The following is a 17,992-nucleotide window of genomic DNA, read 5'->3' on the forward strand; positions in this document are numbered from 1 at the left end:
GCCGGGCGGACCCCGCGGCCCGCTACTCCGCGTGCAGCCAGACCGTGGTGTCGGCGGGCAGCGCCGGCTCGTGCAGCTCCTCCGAGGACAGCACCACGGAGCCGACGGGCAGCTCGACCGGAGCCTCGCCGAGGTTCGCGATCACCGTGACCGTTCCGTTGCGGAACGCCACGACGTCCTCCGGGTAGCCCTCGAGCCATTCGACGGCGCCGGAGCCCAGGTCCTCGGCGCGGCGCACCGCGAGCAGGGACCGGTACAGCTCAAGCGTCGAGCCCGCGACACCGCGCTGGCGGTCGCGCGCGAGCGGCGTCCAGTCGCCGGGCTGCGGCAGCCAGGAGTCGCCGGTGCCGCTGAAGCCGTACGCGGGTGCGTCCGCCTCCCACGGGATCGGCACCCGGCAGCCGTCGCGGCCGTAGCGCTCGCCGCCCGTGCGGAACCAGGTCGGGTCCTGACGCGCCGAGTCCGGCAGGTCGATCGCCTCGGGGAGCCCGAGCTCCTCGCCCTGGTAGACGTAGGCGGAGCCGGGGAGCGCGAGCATGAGGGCGGTCGCGGCACGAGCGCGGCGCAGCCCCAGGACGGGGTCGGGGAGTCCCTGCGTGCGCGGGCCGATGCCGTAGCCCTGCGGGTTGTCGGACGTCAGTGCCAGGCGGCTCGCGTGGCGCACGACGTCGTGGTTCGACAGCACCCAGGTCGACGGGGCGCCGACGGCGGCGAAGGCCTCGACGGAGGAGTCGATGATGTCGCGGAGGGCGGGTGCGCTCCACGGGGTCTCGAGGTAGGCGAAGTTGAAGGCCTGGTGCATCTCGTCGGGGCGGACCCAGCGGGCGAGCTTGATGAGCGGCTGCACCCACGCCTCGGCGCAGAGCACGCGGTCGTCCGGGTACTCGGCGAGCAGGGAGTGCCAGTCGCGGTAGATCTCGTGGACGCCGTCCTGCGCCCAGTAGGGGGCGGTGGCGGGCTCCTCGCCGTCGGCGGGAGCGACTCCGCCCATCGACCCGCTGTCGGCGGGCGGCGTGTAGTCGGGCAGCCCCTCGGCCTTGATCATCCCGTGCGCGACGTCGACGCGGAAGCCGTCGACGCCGCGGTCGAGCCAGAAGCGGAGGACCTCCCGGAAGCGCTCGCGCACCCACTCGTTCGTCCAGTCGAAGTCGGGCTGCGAGGTGTCGAAGAGGTGCAGGTACCACTGGCCGGCCGAGCCGTCGGGCTCCATGACGCGGGTCCACGCGGGGCCGCCGAAGACAGACTCCCAGTTGTTCGGGGGCAGCTCGCCCGACTCGCCCCGGCCGTCGCGGAACAGGTAGCGCGCCCGCTCGGCGCTGCCCGCGGGAGCGGCGAGCGCCTCCTGGAACCAGCGGTGGGTGCTGGAGGAGTGGTTGGGGACGAGGTCGACGATGATCCGGATGCCCAGGGCGTGAGCGCGGGCGAGCATCGCGTCGAAGTCGGCGAGGGTGCCGAAGAGCGGATCGACGTCGCAATAGTCGGCGACGTCGTAGCCCGCGTCCTTCTGCGGCGAGGTCATGAAGGGCGAGAGCCAGATCGCGTCGACGCCGAGCTCGGCGAGGCTCTCGAGGCGCGAGGCGATGCCGGGCAGGTCGCCGATGCCGTCGCCGTCCGCGTCCGCGAAGGAGCGCGGGTAGATCTGGTAGATGACGGCGGTGCGCCACCACTCGGCTCCCCGGCGGTGCTCGGCCTCGGAGTCGGGGCCGGGGGAGTTCTCGGGCGCGCCGGAGGTAGCGGAGTCCAGGGTCATGCGGTCGAGTTTATCGGGCGGCTCGTGGGCGCCGGGGGCACGCCCCCCGCCGTCCCGTACAGTCGACGGGTGATCGAAGAGACGCCGGACGAGGCCCGAGCCCGACGCCGACGGGCGCTGCTGTGGGTGGTGCCGCTGCTGGTGCTGCTGGTCGGCGGCCTGGTCGCCGTCACTCTCGCGATCGGCGGATTCGCGCTGCGCAGCATGACCGGCGCCTCCGCCGTGCAGCTCGTCCTCGTCGCCTAGGCGGTCGCGGCCGGGCCGTCCTCGTCCTCGGGCGGGGGCGCGGAGGAGGTGCGCGCCCGCTCCTCGGACGCGTGCGCGGTCTCGGGCCCGGTCGCGCGGGCCTGCTCGTCGGCGCGGGTGACCGCCTCCGCGAGCTCGTCGGCGACGAGGTACCCGGGAGAGACGGCCTCGGCCCGGTAGGCCGCCCGGCCGACCATGTGCGCCGAGACGGGCACGGTCAGCAGCTGGAAGCCGATCACCAGCACGATGGTCCCTGCGGCGGCGAAGCCGGGGTTCCGGATGGCGACCGCGAGCATCACGCAGATCAGTCCGAGCACCTGCGGCTTCGTGCCCGCGTGCATCCGGGAGAGCAGGTCGTCGAACCGCATCAAGCCGATCGCGGCCAGCAGCGAGAGCAGGGCGCCGACCAGCAGCAGCACAGCGGTGAGCACGTCGAAGAACAGGTCCATGTCAGTCCTCCTCGCGGTTGGCCATGAACTTGGCGACGCTGATCGATCCGAAGACGGCGAACAGCGCGAGCCCGAGCGCGACGGGCAGGGTCCGCGCGTGGTGGTTGACCGCCATCTCGGCGCCGATCCCGCAGATGATCGTCGCGACGAGCACGTCGGCCGCGACGACCCGGTCGAGCACGGACGGACCGCGGAGGATCCGCACGAGCGCGAGCAGGCAGGCGGCGCCGAAGACCGGCACCAGGATCCAGATCAGCCAGTCGATCACCGGACCACCCCCGATCCGGCCTCGATCGGCCGATTCACGCGCTGCACGTCCTCGCGGGAGCCGATGGCCCGGACGATGCGCGCTTCCGTCCGGAGGACCGTCCGGCGCACCTCGTCGATCCGCTCGCCCTCGTCGTGGGTCACGCCGAGCACGTGCAGGTAGAGGACGTTCAGCTGCGGGTCCACGTCGATCACCAGGGAGCCGGGGACGAGCGAGACGGCCTCCGTCGTCCAGACGAGCATCCCCTCGGAGCGGCTGCGCAGGTGCACGGCGACGATGGCGTTGTGCACCGGGACGGGCAGGGTCAGGATCTGCCAGGACACCCGCACCGAGGCCACCGCGATGTCGGCCAGCAGGCGCAGGAGGAAGAGGAGCACGAACCACGGGTTGATGCGGTTCGAGAACTCGACCGGCGGCAGGTAGAACACCCGGGTGATCAGCAGGGCGACCAGGAAGCCGGTGACGATCGACAGCACCGAGACGTCGTCCCAGAGCAGCACCCAGATCCCGACGAGGGTCACGAACATCGCGACGCGGTTCCAGATGTCGACGCGGCGGCGGGGGCTCATCGCGGCCCCTCCTCTCCGAAGGACGAGTCGCGGTAGACGGTCGCGATGTAGGTCGCGGGGTCGGCGACCGCGCTCGCCGCTCGCTCGCTCGCGTCGTAGAGGGGACCGGCGCCGACGGTCAGCACGACGCCGACGACGACCATCCCCGCGGTGGCGAGCACCATCATGGGCGGCGAGTGGCGGGTGCGGATGCTGCCCGTGTCGTGGGGGTCCTCCTGCAGCTGGTCGATCAGGGGCGACTCGTAGCCGGGCACCTCCTCCTGCCGGCGCCAGAAGACCATGTTCCAGACGCGCGCGACGGCGTAGAGGGTCAGGAGCGAGGTGACGGCTCCGGCGGCGATGACGGCCCAGATCAGCCACGACGGCTGGTCGACGGCCGACTCCGTGCCGGCGACGAAGAGCCCCACCTTGCCGAGGAAGCCGGTGAACGGCGGGATCCCGCCGAGGTTCATCGCGGGGATGAAGTAGAGCAGCGCCAGCAGCGGCGAGGCCTTGAGCAGCCCGCCGAGGCGCAGGATCGAGGTGGTACCGCCGACGCGCTCGATCAGGCCGGTCGCGAGGAAGAGCGTCGTCTGCACCGTGATGTGGTGGATGACGTAGAAGATCGTCGCCGCGTAGCCGGCCGGGGTGCCCACGGCGATCCCGAAGACCATGTAGCCGATGTGCGAGACCAGCGTGAAGGACAGCATCCGCTTGATGTCTGCCTGCGCGACGGCGCCGAGGATGCCGACGATCAGCGTCAGCAGCGCCACCACCAGCAGCACCTCGCTCAGCCTCCCTCCGGGGAAGAGCAGGGTCTCGGTGCGGATCAGTGCGTACACGCCGACCTTGGTGAGGAGTCCGGCGAAGACGGCGGTCACCGGCGCCGGAGCCGTGGGGTAGGAGTCCGGGAGCCAGAACGACAGGGGGAAGACGGCCGCCTTGATGCCGAAACCGAGCAGCAGCACCACGTGGAGCACCAGCTGCACGTCGGCGGGGAGCTCGGCGATGCGGATCGAGAGCTGCGCCATGTTGACCGTGCCGGTGGCGCCGTAGAGCAGACCGATGGCCGAGAGGAAGAACACGCTCGAGACCAGGCTGACGACCACGTAGGTCGTGCCGGCGCGGATCCGCGGCGCGGTGCCGCCCAGGGTGATCAGCACGTAGCTCGCGGCCAGCAGGATCTCGAAGCCGACGTAGAGGTTGAAGAGGTCGCCCGCGACGAAGGCGTTGAGGATGCCCGCCGAGAGGATCAGGTAGGTCGGGTGGAAGATCGTGACCGGCGTCTCGCGGTTGCCGTCGACGAGGCCCTGGCCGACCGAGAACAGCAGGACGCCCAGCAGGGTGATCGAGGTGATCACGAGCATCAGCGCGGCGAGCGGATCGACGACCAGCACGATGCCCCACGGCGGCTCCCAGCCGCCCACGTAGACGGCGCTGCCGCCTCCGTCGCCGGTGAGGACCAGCACGAGCATCACCGAGGAGATCACCAGAACGCTCGAGAGCGTCACGATGTTCACGGTGATCTGCGCGCGCCGGTGGCGTCCGAGGATCAGCGCGACGGCCGCTCCCAGGAGGGGGAGGGTGACGACGAGCGGGATCAGGGCGTTCATCGGTCCTCCTTCCTGTCGTCGGTCATGGCGCTCTCCCCGTGCTTGGCGGCGGTGCCCTCGTCGCTGGACTCGAGCAGGACGTCGAGCGCCCGGTCGTCGGCGGTGGTCTGGGCCGAGATGCCCGCCGCGTCCTCGCGGACGGAGGCGTCGGTCTCGTCGTCCTCCACCTGGTCGGCGTTGGCGAGGCGCCAGCGCCGGTAGATCATCGCGAGGAGGAAGGCGGACACCCCGAAGGTGATCACGATCGCGGTGAGGATCAGCGCCTGCGGCAGCGGGTCGGCCATCTCGGCGGCGATCTGCTCGTAGGAGCGCCCGTCGTCGGTGACGAACGGCGCGATGCCCGAGCGGCCGGCCATCAGCAGGATGAGGATGTTGGTCGCGTTCCCGACGAGCAGGAACCCGATCAGGATGCGGGTGAGGCTGCGCTCGAGCATCTGGTAGACGCCCGCCGCGTACATCACTGCCATCACGACGACGAGGACGAGGGTGATGCTCATGCGCCGTCCCCCCTGCCCGGTCCGCCGACGACCGTGGAGCCGGTGGGGAGCGAGGTCTCGAGCCCGTCGACCGTGCCCTGGCCGGGGCCGGGGGTGCTGTCCGTCGAGTGCGTGACGCCGTCGCCCGAGGGGGAGCCCTGCTCGGCCTCCTCGCCGTGGCGGTCGACCTCGCCGCCGAGGCTGCGGAGGATGTCGAGGGCGAGGCCGATCACGATCAGGTACACCCCGATGTCGAAGAGGGTGGACGTGCCCAGGTGGAGCTCGCCCAGCACCGGCACCTCGAGGTCGAGCCAGCTCGATTCGAGGACCTCGAGGCCGAAGGCGAGGGAGGAGACGGCGGTGCCGACGGCGAAGAAGAGGCCGAGTCCGAGGACCTTGCCCGCGTCGATCGGCGCGGCCTCGCCGAGCTCGAAGCGGCCGCCGGCGAGGTAGCGCGCGACGAGGGCGAGACCGGCGAGCAGGCCGCCCGCGAAGCCTCCGCCCGGGGTGTTGTGTCCGGTGAAGAGCAGGTAGACCGACACGATCATCGCGGGGTGGAAGAGCAGGCGCACCAGCACCTCGAGCACGATCGAGCGGTTCTCCGGCCGGAGCGTGCGCCCGGCGACGAGCCAGGAGCCCCGGTCGCCGTCGCGCTCGGCGTCGGCGGAGGAGGTGGTCAGGTCCATCGCGCGCTCGCGGCGGTCGTCGGCGCTCTGCGACTCGAGGCGGGGAGCGCCTCCGGCCCGGCTGGAGAGGAAGATCAGGCTCGCGACGCCGGTGGCGACCACGACGAGGACCGAGATCTCGCCCATCGTGTCCCAGGCGCGGATGTCGACGAGCAGGACGTTGACGATGTTGCGGCCCTTGCCCTCCTCGTAGGCGAGGCGGGGCAGCTCGGCCGAGATCGGCGTCGCGGTCCGGGCGCCGAGGGCGATGGTGGCGGCGAGGGCCATGACCGCTCCGACCGCGATGCCGATGACGGCGCGCAGGCGCTTGCGCATCGGCTGGTGCTTCGCGGCGATGCGGGTCGGGAGGCGGCGCAGCACCAGGACGAAGACCACGAGGGTCACCGTCTCGATCAGCGCCTGGGTGAGGGCGAGGTCCGGTGCGCCCTGCAGGGCGAAGAGGGCCACCATCCCGTAGCCGGTGGCGCCGGCCAGCAGCACGGCGGCGACGCGGTTGCGGGCGATCGCGCACAGCACCGCCGCGAGGATCATCACGGCCGCGACCGCGAGCTGGCCCGGGCTGTCCCAGAAGACGAGATCGCCCGGCCAGGTGCGGTTGAGGGCGGCCGCACCGCCGACGCCGAGGACGAAGACCGCGAAGATCACCGTCAGGTAGCGGGGGAGCGAGCCGCGCTGGACGGACTCGGTGACCGTGCTGGCGACGCGGTCGAGCCAGCGGACGGTGGCCCAGTAGCCCTCGGCCGAGTCGATCCGGTTGGGCAGCATCGACTGCGCGCGCGCGACGGCGACGCGCTTGGCGAAGAGCAGTAGTCCGACGGCGATCACGAGGGCGCTGAGTGCCAGCGCGGGCTCGAAGCCGTGCCAGAGCGCGAGGTGGTAGCCGCCGTGGTCGGAGGCCTCCGCGGCGGCGGCGAGCTCCGGGTCGGCGTCCGGGGCGGCGTAGGGGAGGGTGTCCGCGTAGACGGCGACGAGCGGGTCGAGCACGGAGGCGGCGATCCCGCCGATCACGCTGGCGGCGGCCAGCAGCACCGGGGCGGCGGTGAAGGTCCACGGCTCGGCGTGCAGGTGCGTGTCCTCGAGCCCCTTCTTCCGGGCGAAGGCGCCCCAGAAGAAGCGCGCGGAGTAGGCCACGGTGAGGATCGAGCCGAGGACGAGGCCGACCAGCGCGACCCAGGCCCAGAACGAGCCCTGCTCGATCGCCGAGATCAGGCTCGTGAACACGGCCTCCTTGGCGACGAAGCCCAGCAGCGGCGGGATGCCCGCCATCGACAGCACGCCGACGAGGGCGGCGCTCGCGAGCACCGGCGCCTGCCGTCCCAGGCCGCTGAGCTTGCGGAGGTCGCGCGTGCCGGCGCGGTGGTCGACGATGCCGACGGTGAGGAAGAGCAGCGCCTTGAAGAGAGCGTGGGCGACGAGCAGGGTCAGTCCGGCCAGCGCGGCGTCGCGCGAGCCGAAGCCGACGGCGACGGTCAGGAAGCCGAGCTGGCTGACGGTGCCGTAGGCCAGCACGAGCTTGAGGTCGTACTGCCGGAGCGAGCGCCAGCCGCCGACGAGCATGGTCCAGACTCCGACGCTCACCACCACGGGCAGCCAGACGGAGTCGTCGGCGAAGCCCGGCGCGAGGCGCGCGACGAGGTAGATGCCGGCCTTCACCATCGCGGCGGCGTGCAGGTAGGCGCTGACCGGCGTGGGAGCGGCCATCGCGGCCGGCAGCCAGAAGTGGAACGGCACCAGGGCCGACTTCGAGAACGCGCCGAGCAGCACCAGCACCAGGGCCGTCGACACGATCGGGCCGGAGGGGGCGGCGGCGACGATCCCGGAGAGGCTGGTGGTACCGGCCTGCACGATCAGGACGATGATCCCGACCAGCATCGCCAGCCCGCCGAGAGTCGTGACCAGGAGCGCCTGGAGCCCGGCACCCCGGCTCTCCTTGCGCCCGCTGTAGTGGCCGATGAGGAGGTAGGAGAGGACGCTCGTCGCCTCCCAGAAGACGAAGAGGATGATCACGTCGTCGGCCGTGACCAGCCCGTACATCACTCCGGCGAACGCGGACAGGAGCGCTGCGAACCGGCCCAGCGAGGGCTCGTCGCGGCTGAAGTACGTCGCGCAGTAGGCGAGGACCAGGGCGCCGACTCCGCTGACCACGAGGGCGAGGACGATCGAGAGCGCGTCCAGGCGGAAGGAGAGGGCGATGTCGAGCGCGGGGATCCACGGCACGGACTCGCGGATCTCGCCGCCGTCGAGGATCGTCGGCAGGGCGGTCGCGGTGGCGACGAAGCTCGCGGCCGGGATCAGCGCCAGCGCGTAGAACGTCTTCGGCCCGAACCGGTCCACCAGCCAGGGGGTCACCACGGCGATCGCGAACGAGATCACGAGGATGAGGAGCATCACATGTTCCTCCCAAGGTGTACCCAGCGCATAAGTCGGTCAAGAATATCGGAGCGCCCTCCCGCGGAACCTGAGTGCGCGAAGGCTTGACGGCCCCGTCGTGATCCGCCAGGGCCCTACCGTGGGGAGCATGGCCCGCTCGCTCCTCCCCGACCAGCTCTGCCGACTCCGCGTCCACGACCTCGCGACGGGGGAGTCGACGACCGTCTTCGAGTCCGACTCCGTCCTCGTGGAGGCGCCGAACTGGACTCCGGACGGCTCCGCCCTGATCGTGAACGGCGACGGCGGCCTCTTCCGACTGCCGCTCCAGGGGACGCCCGTGCTCGAGCCGATCCCGCTCGACGGGGTGCCGGCCGAGCTCAACAACGACCACGTGCTCGCCCCGTCCGGCGGGCTCGCCTACGTCTCGGCGCGCGACGGGCACCTGTACGCGGTCGAGCTCGACGGCTCCGCCCCCGCCCGCCGCCTGACCGCCGAGCGCGAGGGCGCGCGCTTCAAGCACTACCTGCACGGCGTCTCGCCCGACGGCGCGACCCTCGCGCTGATCGGCGGCGGCGACGCCTCCGGGCGGTGGCGGACCGACGTCTATACGATGCCGGCCGCAGGAGGCGCGCTCACCGCCCTGACCGACGACGAGCCGGCGGACGACGGCGTCGACGTCTCGGCCGACGGCCGCACCCTCGTCTTCAACTCCGAGCGGGCCGGAGGAGGGGCGCAGCTGTTCCGCATCGGCCTCGACGGCTCCGCGCTCTCCCGCCTGGTCGAGTCGGACACGGTCGACTGGTTCCCGCACGAGTCGCCCGACGGCGCGCACCTGCTCTACCTCGCCTATCCGGAGGGGACGGCCGGGCACCCCGAGAACGTCGACGTCGAGCTGCGGCTGCTCGACCTCCCCGGGCGCGCGACGCTCGAGCCCGGCCGCGTGCTGGAGCGCCTCCACGGCGGGCAGGGGACGATCAACGTCTCCGGCTGGGCGCCGGACTCGACGCGCTTCGCCTACGCCGACTACCCGCGGCGCTGAGAGCCTGAGTCCTTGCCGCGCATGCGCGGGAGGGGGATCGATCACGGCGGGGAGCGGGTCTTGAATCGGGGGATGAGCATCGACAGCGCAGCATCCTCCTCCGTCACCCGCTCGCCGCTCGGCGACTCCGGCATCGACGTCTTCCCGCTCTCGCTCGGCGGCAACGTCTTCGGCTGGACCGCGGGGCGGCAGACCTCCTTCGACGTCCTCGACGGCTACACGGCCGCGGGCGGCGACTTCATCGACACCGCCGACGCCTACTCCGCCTGGGTCCCGGGCAACACGGGCGGCGAGTCCGAGACGATCATCGGCGAGTGGCTCGCGCAGCGCTCGGGGGACCGGGACGACGTGGTGATCGCGACGAAGGCGGGCCGCCACCCGCAGTTCACCGGCCTCGCGCCCGACACCGTGCGCGCGGCCGCCCGCGCCTCCCTCGAGCGCCTCGCGACCGACCGGATCGACCTCTACTACGCCCACTTCGACGACGAGGCCGTGCCGATGGCCGACATCGCCGCCGTGTTCTCGGAGCTCGTGGACCAGGGCCTGGTCCGCGCGATCGGAGTGTCGAACTTCAGCGCCGATCGCGTCGCGGAGTGGCTGCGCATCGCGGGCGAGGAGGGCCTGCACGCGCCCGTCGCGCTGCAGCCGCACTACAACCTCGTGGAGCGCGGGATCGAGGCCGACCTGCTACCCCTCGCCCGCGAGGCGGGGCTGGCCGTCGTCCCCTACTCCGCCCTGGCGTCGGGATTCCTGACCGGCAAGTACCGTGACGGATCGACGCCCGAGGGTCCGCGCGCCGACGGCGCCTCCCGCTACCTCGACGGCCGCGGCCGCCGGGTGCTGGCGGCGCTCGACGCGGCGGCGGAGGCGCACGGCGCCGAGGTGGCGACGGTGGCGCTCGCCTGGCTCCGCTCGCAGCCCGGAGTGGTCGCGCCGATCGCCAGCGCCCGCGTGATGGAGCAGCTGCCGGCGCTGATCGCCTCGGCCTCCCTCGAGCTGAGCGCCGAGGAGCTCGCCGCGCTCGACGAGGCGAGCCGGGCGTAGCCGCAGACGGGCAGCCGCGGGGGCGCGTCCCCCGCGGTCATCGACGCTCCGCGGAGGTGCTATCGTCTAACGGTGCCAAATCGCGGGCACGCCCCGAGAGGGGCTGTCAGACCCGCAGGTGCGCCCCCTTAGCTCATTGGTAGAGCACTTCCTTGGTAAGGAAGAGGTAGTGGGTCCGATTCCCACAGGGGGCTCCGTTCCCCGCAGGCCAGACCTGCGAAGAACGCGCGGCGGGGTAGCTCAGGTGGTTAGAGCACACGGCTCATAATCGTGGTGTCGCGGGTTCAAGTCCCGCTCCCGCTACAGCGAGAAGGCCCCGGTTCGCGCGTCGAGCCGGGGCCTTCGGCGTTCCCGGGCGAGGTCCTGCCTGCGGGAGAGGTCTCAGACCGCGCAGCCCGCGAAGAGCACGTCGTCCGAGGAGACCAGGTCCTCCAGGGTCAGCAGGCGGTCGAGGTCGTGGCCGGCGGCCAGGGCGTTGGCGCGCTCCGGTGCGGTCTGGGGGGCGAGGCGCCCTTCCATGACCCCGCCGAGGGCGCGGACGGCGCAGGCGGCGACCACTCCCTCCGGGGTTCCGCCGATGCCGAGGACGAGGTCGACGCGGCCCGCGGGATCGGCCGCCTCGATCGCGACCGACACGTCGCCCTCGCCGCGCAGCTCGAGCGCGACCCCGGCCGCGCGCAGAGCCGCGATGAGCCCGGAGTGACGCGGCTTGTCGAGCACGACGACGACCAGCTCCGCGACGGGCTTCCCGAGCGCCGCCGCCAGCCGTGCGGCGTTCTCGGCGGGAGGGAGGTCGAGCGAGACGGCGCCCCGGCCCGCTGCAGAGCAGACCAGCTTGTCCATGTAGAAGACGTCACGCGGGTCGAACAGCGTGCCTCGCGGGGCCAGCGCGATCACGCTCACCGAGCCGGGGAGCCCCTCCGCCGTGAGCCGGGTGCCGTCGAGCGGATCGACCGCCACGTCGCAGGAGGGAGCGGAGGCGCGGCCGAGGCGCTCGCCGTTCGCGAGCATCGGGGCCTCGTCCTTCTCGCCCTCGCCGATCACGACGACGCCGTCGAACGGAGCGTCGGCCAGCACGGCGCGCATCGCCGCGACCGACGCCTCGTCCGCCGCGATCTTGTCGCCGCGCCCGTACCAGCCGCGCGCCGCCTCGGCCGCCGCGCGCACGGCGGCGGCCACCGCCTCCTGCAGCTCGGCCGGGTAGGCGGGCGACGCGATCAGCCGCAGGCTGCTCATGCGCGCGCGGGCTGAGCGGTCGCGGTGCGGACCAGCCGCTCCAGGGTGCGCAGGCCGTCGGAGGAGAGCACCGACTCCAGGTGCCCCTGCACCGACGCGACGTGCTCGCCGCGGAGGGCGTTGACCACTCCCGTCTCCGGGTCGACCGAGACCTCGAGCCCCAGCCGGGGCGTGCGCGCGACGCCGGGGGCGACGGAGGAGAAGGTGTTGTAGAAGCCGATCGCGGCGTCCTCGCCGAACACGTCCACCGCCAGGCGCACGCCCTGGCGGGGCGCGGGCAGCGGCTCGACAGGGAGGCCCGCCAGCAGCGACAGCATCTGGTGGCTGAGGCAGACGGCGAGCATCGGCCGCTCCGCCTCGAGGCGCGTGGTCATCAGCGAGCGCAGGTGCGCGATCCGCGGGTCGGAGTCGTCGCGGGGGTCGCCCGGGCCGGGGCCGAAGACGACGAGGTCGTCGCTCAGCACGTCGGCGACCTCCGACCAGCGCTCGACCCGGGCGTCCATCCCGAGGTGGCGCAGCTGGTGGGCGAGCATCGTCGTGAACTGGTCCTCGTTGTCGACGATCAGCGCGGTGTGCCCGGCGAGGCCGGCGATGTGCTCGGGCGCCTGGGGCCGGAGCCAGAACGAGGCGAGCCGCTCGTTGCGCGCCTCGAGCGCCTCCTGCACGCCCGGCTGCGCGTTCAGGTCGATGGCCGGCGGCACCTCGCGGTGCGGCAGCAGGCCGAGGGCGGAGAGGACGCCCGACGCCTTCGCCCGCGTCTCGGCGACCTCGCCCTCGGGGGTGGAGTGGCGCACGAGCGTCGCGCCGGCCGGCACGGTGAGGCGGCCGTCCGCGCGGAGGTAGGCGGTGCGGATGAGGATGGGGGCGTCGACCGTGTAGCCGTGCTCCTCCGGCTCGAAGAGGGCGAGCACGCCGGAGTAGTAGCCGCGCGGCTCCTTCTCGTACTCGGCGATCACGGCGCACGCGTTCTCCATCGGCGAGCCGGTGACCGTGGGCGCGAACATCGTCAGCCGCAGGACCTCGCGCACGTCGAGTCCGGTGCGGCCCTCGAGCAGGTACTCGGTGTGGCTGAGCCGCGACATCTGCTTGAGGAACGGCCCGAGGATGCGGCCGCCGTCCGGGCAGACCGCGCTCATCATCTTCATCTCCTCGTCCACGACCATGAAGAGCTCCTCGCTCTCCTTGACGTCGGCGAGGAACGCGAGCACCTCCTCCCCGGTGGGTCCGGCCGCGGGGTGGCGGAAGGTGCCGCTGATCGGGTTCATCATCGCGACGCCGTCCCGCACCGAGACGTGGCGCTCGGGGGTCGCGCCGACGGCGGTGACCGTCTGCGCGCCGTCGACGCCGGGGGTGTGGATCGCGAAGGTCCAGTACGCGCCGGACTCGTCGGTGAGCAGGCGGCGGAACCAGGCCAGGACCGCCTCGACGGGCGGCGCGTCGGTCTGCGCGACGAAGGCGCGGTTGATGACGAAGTTGGCGCCCTCGCCGCGGCCGATCTCGTCCTCGATCACCCGGCGGACGATGTCGGCGTACTCGTCGTCCGGCACGTCGAAGCCGCGCTCCTCGACCGGGATCTCCCGCTCGGGCAGGAGCCGCAGCACCTCCGCCAGGGGGACGCTCTCGCGCTCGCGCACCACGAGGTTGCGCAGCGGGGCTCCGTCGTCCTTCGCCGCGAAGCCGCGCTCGCGCACCTGCCGGTAGGGCACGAGGGTCAGCACGTCGTCGCCGTCGAGCGGGATGTCGGCCAGGCCCTCGACGTCGAGCACGTCGCCCGTGAACACGTCGACGGCGTCGCGGCCCTGGCGGAGGACCACCGCGAACGGCAGCGTCCCGTCGGAGGCGAGGATGCGGGAGAGGAGCGAGGTCATCGTGGTCCTTGAATCGGGTCGTGCCCCACCCGGGCCCTGACATGCAGAACGACCGCCCGGAGGAGGCGGTCGCGTGCGAGGGGTCTGCGCGTCGGTCCGCCTAGGAGGCGGGCCACCAGGGGCTTCGGATCGACGTGCGCACGCGGCGAGTCTAGGGGAGAGGCGGGCGGCGGCCAAGCGGTGTCAGACGGCCGGCCGCTCGGTCGGCTCGCCCCGCAGGGTCCGGAGCAGAAGGGTCGCGCCGGCCGTCGCGGCGGGGGTGGCGACGACCGCGCCCCCGGGGACGAGGAACGCCAGGTAGACGGCGATGCCGAAGCCGAGCGAGACCGCGCGGTGCTCGCCGAGGAGGCGGCGGCGGTCGCGGAGGGAGAGCCCCCGGGCGTCGCCCGCGAACCCGGTCAGCTCGAGCGCGAGGGCCCTCCCGCCGACCAGGGCGCCGGCGACGAGGCCGACGATCGAGCCGACCAGCGGCACCAGGCCCAGCAGCACCAGGACCACGCCGATCCCGAGGGAGGTGGCGACCAGCACGGCGGAGTCGCGGAGGCCGCGGCCGACCCCCTGCCAGAAGGTGCTCTCGCGCTCGTCGGGCACGCCGCCGAGGTCGTCCTCGACCCGCCGCCAGATCCGCTCGTAGAAGGGGTCGCCGACCAGCAGGGTCACCGCGGCGAAGAGGACCACGCCGAGGGCGAGCACGGCGCCGACCACCGCGATCGAGAGCACCAGGCGGACGGTGGCGGCCGTGCCCTCGTCCCAGCCGCCGGCGAACGGGGTGAGCGCGGTCACCGCGTCCTGCACCCGCGTGAGCACCAGGACCAGCACGCCGACGAAGACCAGGCCGACGATCAGGGGCGGGATCGCGCCGAGGAGCATCGCCCGCGGCGAGCGGACCCAGGTGCGGAAGCCGCGGAGGAAGAGCCGGGCACCGAGGCCGAGATCGCGGAGGACGCTCATCCCCCGATCCTCGCAGGTGGGTCCGGGTCGGGGGTCCGGCAGAACGCCCGACTGCACGGGACGTGGAACCTCAGACCCGCTCGAACGGAGCGAGCAGCCCCGCCATCGCCTTCGTCCGCGGCGCGGCGTACTCGTCGCGCCGCGAGGTGCTGACGCCCATCGCGACGAGCCCCTCCACCAGGCGCACCGCCGAGGCGACGCCGTCGATCACGGGCACGCCCAGCTCCCGTGAGAGGTCGCGGCACAGGTCGGCCATGCCCGCGCAGCCCAGCACGATCGAGTCGGACCCGTCGACGGCCAGCGCTTCGGCGCACTCCGCCAGGATCGCGCGGCGGGCGTCGGAGCGGGGGTCGTCGAGTTCGAGCACGGGGATGTCGCAGGCGCGCACCTGACGGCAGGCGTCGCCGAACCCGGCGCGGCGGGCGATGTCCCAGGCGCGGCCGCTCGTGCGCGAGAGCGTGGTGACCACGCTGAAGCCCCGGCCGACGAGCGCGGCCATGTGCATGGCGGCCTCGGCGATCCCCACGACCGGGCCGCTCGCGATCTCGCGCGCGGCGTCGACGCCCGGGTCGCCGAAGCACGCGATGACCGCGCCGTCGCAGCCGGCCGCCTCCGCCCGGGCGATCTCGTGCAGGACGCCGGGCACGGCGAGCGCCTCGTCGTAGTGGCTCTCGATCGACGCCGGACCCATCGGCGGGGTGACGGCCGTGATCTCGGTGCCGAGCGAGGCGACGGAGCGGGCGGCCCGGCCGATCGCCGCGGTCATCGCAGTGCTGGTGTTCGGGTTGACGACGGTGATGCGCATGGTGGTTCCTCGCTTCGGGTGCCGGGAGGGGGAGGGGCCCGCCCGGCCGCCGGTCCGCGGGATGCGGAGCGGCCGGAGCGGATCCCTCCTCCGTGCCGGCCGGATCAGACGGTCGAGCCGTCGCTGACGTGCTCGAGGTCCTCGTCGAGGCGCCCGATCCGCGGCGCGCGCCGCTCGAGCACGGCCATCGCGACGAACCCGAGCCCGCAGCCGAGGAACCAGCTGTAGTCGCCGAGCCAGGTGAACTCCGCGCCTCCCGCCTCCGCGATCCAGCGCGGCACGAGCACCGAGGCGACGGAGGGGACTCCGCCGATCACGGTCGCCCAGACGGCGTTGGGGTTGAAGCCGCGCGAGAACCAGTAGCGGCCCTTCTCGCTCATCGTGTAGAGGTCGTCCACCCAGACGCGCTGGCGGCTGATCAGGTAGTAGCCCGCGATGAGGACGCCGAACAGCGGTCCGATCAGCGCGCCGAGGATGCCGAGCGTGTAGTGGATGGCGGTGTCGTTCGAGTACCAGTTCCACGGGGTGAGCAGCACCGAGCCGACGGCGGCGATCATGCCGCCCATCCGCCAGCTGATCTTCTTCGGGTTGACGTTGGAGAAGTCGAACGCGGGGGAGATGAAGTTGGCGACGATGTTGATGCCGATCGTCGCGATGACGAACGTGAGCCCGCCCAAGAGCACGGCGAACCAGGTGTCGATCCGCTCGACGGTCTCGATCGGGTCGGTGATCAGCTCGCCGAAGACCGGGACGGTCGCCGAGGCGGTGATCACGGTGAGGAGGGAGAAGAAGAGGAAGTTGATCGGGAGGCCGAGCAGGTTGCCGCGCTTCACGGCGCCGTAGCTGCGGGCGTACCGGGAGAAGTCGCCGAAGTTGAGCATCGGGCCCGAGAAGTAGGAGACGACCAGGGCGACGGCCGAGATCATCACCGGCACCGCGGCGGCGAGGTCGAGCGGCTCGCCGGAGCCGAGGGTGAGCGAGATGTTCTCCCAGCCCGCCTGCGACACCAGGTAGACGGCCAGCACGAGCATCACCACGTAGACCGCCGGTCCCGCCCAGTCGATGAAGCGGCGGATCGACTCCATGCCCCGCCAGAACAGCGCGGCCTGCGCGACCCAGAGGATCGCGTAGGAGAGGTAGCCCAGAGCCGAGAGGCCGAGGAACGACGCCTCGGGCGTGTTCAGGGCGGCCATGCCCGGGAAGAACTTGAGGAAGACGATGTTCAGCGACTGCGCCGCCAGGTAGGTCTGCACGCCGTACCAGGCGATCGCGATCAGTCCGCGGATGATCGCCGGGATGTTCGCGCCGCGGATGCCGAAGATCGCCCGGTTGATGACGGGGTAGGGCACGCCGGTGACCTGGCTGGGCTTGGCGACGAGGTTGCAGAAGACCTGCACGATCACGATGCCCACCACCAGGGCGACGAGCACCTGCCAGCCGGCCAGGCCCAGCGCGAAGAGTGAGCCCGCGGTCACGTACCCGCCGACGCTGTGCACGTCCGACATCCAGAACGCGAAGATGTTGTAGCTCGACCAGCGCTGCTTCCGGAGCGGGGCGAGGTCCTCGTTGGAGAGGCGGTCGTCGTAGCCGGCGCTCGCCGCGGCGGCGGGATCCGGATCGACCGGAGGAGCGGTGACTCGGGGTGCGGTGACGCGGTCGGACATGGGTGGATCCACCTCTCGGGCGGTCGTGCGCAGAGCGGCACGGAGCGGATGTGTCAGGGTGGTCGGGACGTCCGGCCGAGGAGGCGGGGCGTCGCGGAGAGCGTTCCGAGTGAAGTGATCACTTCACGCGGGCCACGCTACGAGTCGGGAGGCCGCCGCTCGTTTCGGCTCCGTTACGGCTGTGTGACGATCCGCGAGAGGGGACGGGCCATGCCCTCCGACGACACCGCGCCCGACGAGGCGGCCGCCCGGGCGATCGCGGACGGGGCCGGACTCGGCGCCCGGCTGCGGGAGCTGCGGCTCTCGGCGGGCCTGTCGCTGAAGGCACTCGCCGGGCGACTCGGCATCTCCGTGAGCGCCGTCTCGCAGATCGAGCGCGGAGCCATGCAGCCCTCGGTCGGCCGGCTGATCGCCCTCGTGGACGCGCTGGGGGTCCCGCTGTCCGCCGTGTTCGACCAGGGCGCGTCGGCGCCGGTCGAGACCGCGGTCGTCCGGGCGCGCGAGTCGGCGCCCGTGGCGCTCGAGGGCGGAGTGCTGTTCCGCCGTCTGGCGCCGCGTCCGCTGGACGCCGTCGACTTCTTCGAGTCGACCTACCCGACGGGCTCGACCTCGACGGCGCACCGGCAGCTGCTCCGCCACGACGGGTTCGAGATGGGGACGGTGACGCTCGGAGAGCTGACGGTCGAGTTCGAGGACGAGTCGGTCGTCCTCGGGCCGGGCGACGCCATCACGTTCCCGTGCGAGCGGCCGCACCGCATGGTCAACACGGGCTCGACCACGGCGATCGCGACCTGGCTGATCGTCCACCGCTGACACCGCGCCGGTGCTTCGTGCCGGACCCCTGGCGGCACCACCTGCGTATGGGATCCTGGTCCTCGCTCCTCCACAACGGTCGGACGACCGTCTCCTGTCCACACCCCGGTCGGGATCGGGGCGCGGCGGGCCCTCGGTGTCGGTACCGCCTGGTGGGCTGGTCTCC

General features: G+C 72.5%; 16 protein-coding genes and 2 tRNA genes. 6 read left to right on the forward strand and 12 right to left on the reverse strand.

What is annotated here, in order from left to right:
- Positions 1–22: 22 nt before the first annotated feature.
- The gene (locus C5C44_RS10995) at positions 23–1,750 is read right to left on the reverse strand and encodes a glycoside hydrolase family 13 protein (protein WP_104335859.1); all 1,728 of its coding nucleotides are present in this window, start codon (positions 1,748–1,750) and stop codon (positions 23–25) included.
- Positions 1,751–1,819: 69 nt separating this feature from the next.
- On the opposite strand from C5C44_RS10995, the gene C5C44_RS17040 reads away from it, so the two are divergent.
- Positions 1,820–1,996 (forward strand): hypothetical protein, encoded by a 177-nt coding sequence (locus tag C5C44_RS17040; protein WP_181067860.1) that lies wholly within the window; start codon positions 1,820–1,822, stop codon positions 1,994–1,996.
- On the opposite strand, the gene mnhG is transcribed toward C5C44_RS17040, so the two are convergent.
- The 6 genes from mnhG to C5C44_RS11025 are packed head-to-tail and all read right to left on the reverse strand — an operon-like array spanning position 1,993 to position 8,424.
- Positions 1,993–2,445: a monovalent cation/H(+) antiporter subunit G gene (gene mnhG, locus C5C44_RS11000; RefSeq protein ID WP_244229587.1), complete on the reverse strand. Its 453-nt coding sequence runs from the start codon at positions 2,443–2,445 to the stop codon at positions 1,993–1,995. The two genes, C5C44_RS17040 and mnhG, sit on opposite strands and share 4 nt — an antisense overlap.
- 1 nt (position 2,446) lies before the next feature.
- Positions 2,447–2,713, reverse strand: a complete 267-nt coding sequence (locus C5C44_RS11005; RefSeq protein WP_308470711.1) for a monovalent cation/H+ antiporter complex subunit F — start codon at positions 2,711–2,713, stop codon at positions 2,447–2,449.
- Positions 2,710–3,282 (reverse strand): Na+/H+ antiporter subunit E, encoded by a 573-nt coding sequence (locus tag C5C44_RS11010; RefSeq protein ID WP_104234245.1) that lies wholly within the window; start codon positions 3,280–3,282, stop codon positions 2,710–2,712. The genes C5C44_RS11005 and C5C44_RS11010 overlap by 4 nt, the downstream gene beginning before the upstream one ends.
- The gene (locus C5C44_RS11015) at positions 3,279–4,874 is read right to left on the reverse strand and encodes a Na+/H+ antiporter subunit D (RefSeq protein ID WP_104223613.1); all 1,596 of its coding nucleotides are present in this window, start codon (positions 4,872–4,874) and stop codon (positions 3,279–3,281) included. Before C5C44_RS11015 ends, C5C44_RS11010 begins: the two co-directional genes overlap by 4 nt.
- Positions 4,871–5,371: a Na(+)/H(+) antiporter subunit C gene (locus tag C5C44_RS11020; RefSeq protein WP_104223614.1), complete on the reverse strand. Its 501-nt coding sequence runs from the start codon at positions 5,369–5,371 to the stop codon at positions 4,871–4,873. Before C5C44_RS11020 ends, C5C44_RS11015 begins: the two co-directional genes overlap by 4 nt.
- Entirely contained in the window at positions 5,368–8,424 is a 3,057-nt protein-coding gene (locus C5C44_RS11025; RefSeq protein WP_104335860.1) for a Na+/H+ antiporter subunit A, read from the reverse strand. Before C5C44_RS11025 ends, C5C44_RS11020 begins: the two co-directional genes overlap by 4 nt.
- A gap of 130 nt (positions 8,425–8,554) precedes the next feature.
- On the opposite strand from C5C44_RS11025, the gene C5C44_RS11030 reads away from it, so the two are divergent.
- The 4 genes from C5C44_RS11030 to C5C44_RS11045 all read left to right on the forward strand — a co-directional run bounded on the left by C5C44_RS11030 (position 8,555) and on the right by C5C44_RS11045 (position 10,792).
- Positions 8,555–9,445: a PD40 domain-containing protein gene (locus tag C5C44_RS11030; RefSeq protein ID WP_104247779.1), complete on the forward strand. Its 891-nt coding sequence runs from the start codon at positions 8,555–8,557 to the stop codon at positions 9,443–9,445.
- Positions 9,446–9,517: 72 nt separating this feature from the next.
- On the forward strand, positions 9,518–10,489 hold the full coding sequence (locus C5C44_RS11035) for an aldo/keto reductase (RefSeq protein WP_104324534.1): 972 nt from the start codon (positions 9,518–9,520) through the stop codon (positions 10,487–10,489).
- A gap of 122 nt (positions 10,490–10,611) precedes the next feature.
- A tRNA-Thr gene (locus C5C44_RS11040) sits at positions 10,612–10,683 on the forward strand.
- Between the two features lie 35 nt (positions 10,684–10,718).
- A tRNA-Met gene (locus tag C5C44_RS11045) sits at positions 10,719–10,792 on the forward strand.
- Between the two features lie 78 nt (positions 10,793–10,870).
- Here C5C44_RS11045 and C5C44_RS11050 read toward each other — a convergent pair.
- The 5 genes from C5C44_RS11050 to C5C44_RS11070 all read right to left on the reverse strand — a co-directional run bounded on the left by C5C44_RS11050 (position 10,871) and on the right by C5C44_RS11070 (position 17,013).
- A complete protein-coding gene (locus C5C44_RS11050) occupies positions 10,871–11,725 on the reverse strand; it encodes a fructose-bisphosphatase class II family protein (protein ID WP_104335861.1) in 855 nt (284 codons plus the stop codon).
- Complete coding sequence (locus C5C44_RS11055) at positions 11,722–13,593, reverse strand: anthranilate synthase family protein (protein WP_104254835.1); 1,872 nt, start codon at positions 13,591–13,593, stop codon at positions 11,722–11,724. The genes C5C44_RS11050 and C5C44_RS11055 overlap by 4 nt, the downstream gene beginning before the upstream one ends.
- A gap of 183 nt (positions 13,594–13,776) precedes the next feature.
- Positions 13,777–14,544 (reverse strand): EI24 domain-containing protein, encoded by a 768-nt coding sequence (locus C5C44_RS11060; RefSeq protein WP_104335862.1) that lies wholly within the window; start codon positions 14,542–14,544, stop codon positions 13,777–13,779.
- 70 nt (positions 14,545–14,614) lie between these two features.
- Positions 14,615–15,349, reverse strand: a complete 735-nt coding sequence (locus C5C44_RS11065; RefSeq protein ID WP_104234239.1) for an aspartate/glutamate racemase family protein — start codon at positions 15,347–15,349, stop codon at positions 14,615–14,617.
- 104 nt (positions 15,350–15,453) lie between these two features.
- The gene (locus C5C44_RS11070) at positions 15,454–17,013 is read right to left on the reverse strand and encodes an NCS1 family nucleobase:cation symporter-1 (protein ID WP_104227042.1); all 1,560 of its coding nucleotides are present in this window, start codon (positions 17,011–17,013) and stop codon (positions 15,454–15,456) included.
- Between the two features lie 210 nt (positions 17,014–17,223).
- On the opposite strand from C5C44_RS11070, the gene C5C44_RS11075 reads away from it, so the two are divergent.
- Complete coding sequence (locus C5C44_RS11075) at positions 17,224–17,826, forward strand: helix-turn-helix domain-containing protein (protein ID WP_104335863.1); 603 nt, start codon at positions 17,224–17,226, stop codon at positions 17,824–17,826.
- Positions 17,827–17,992: the final 166 nt, after the last annotated feature.

Origin of the sequence: Rathayibacter sp. AY1F6, from assembly GCF_002932035.1 — a bacterium.
Classification (GTDB): domain Bacteria; phylum Actinomycetota; class Actinomycetes; order Actinomycetales; family Microbacteriaceae; genus Rathayibacter.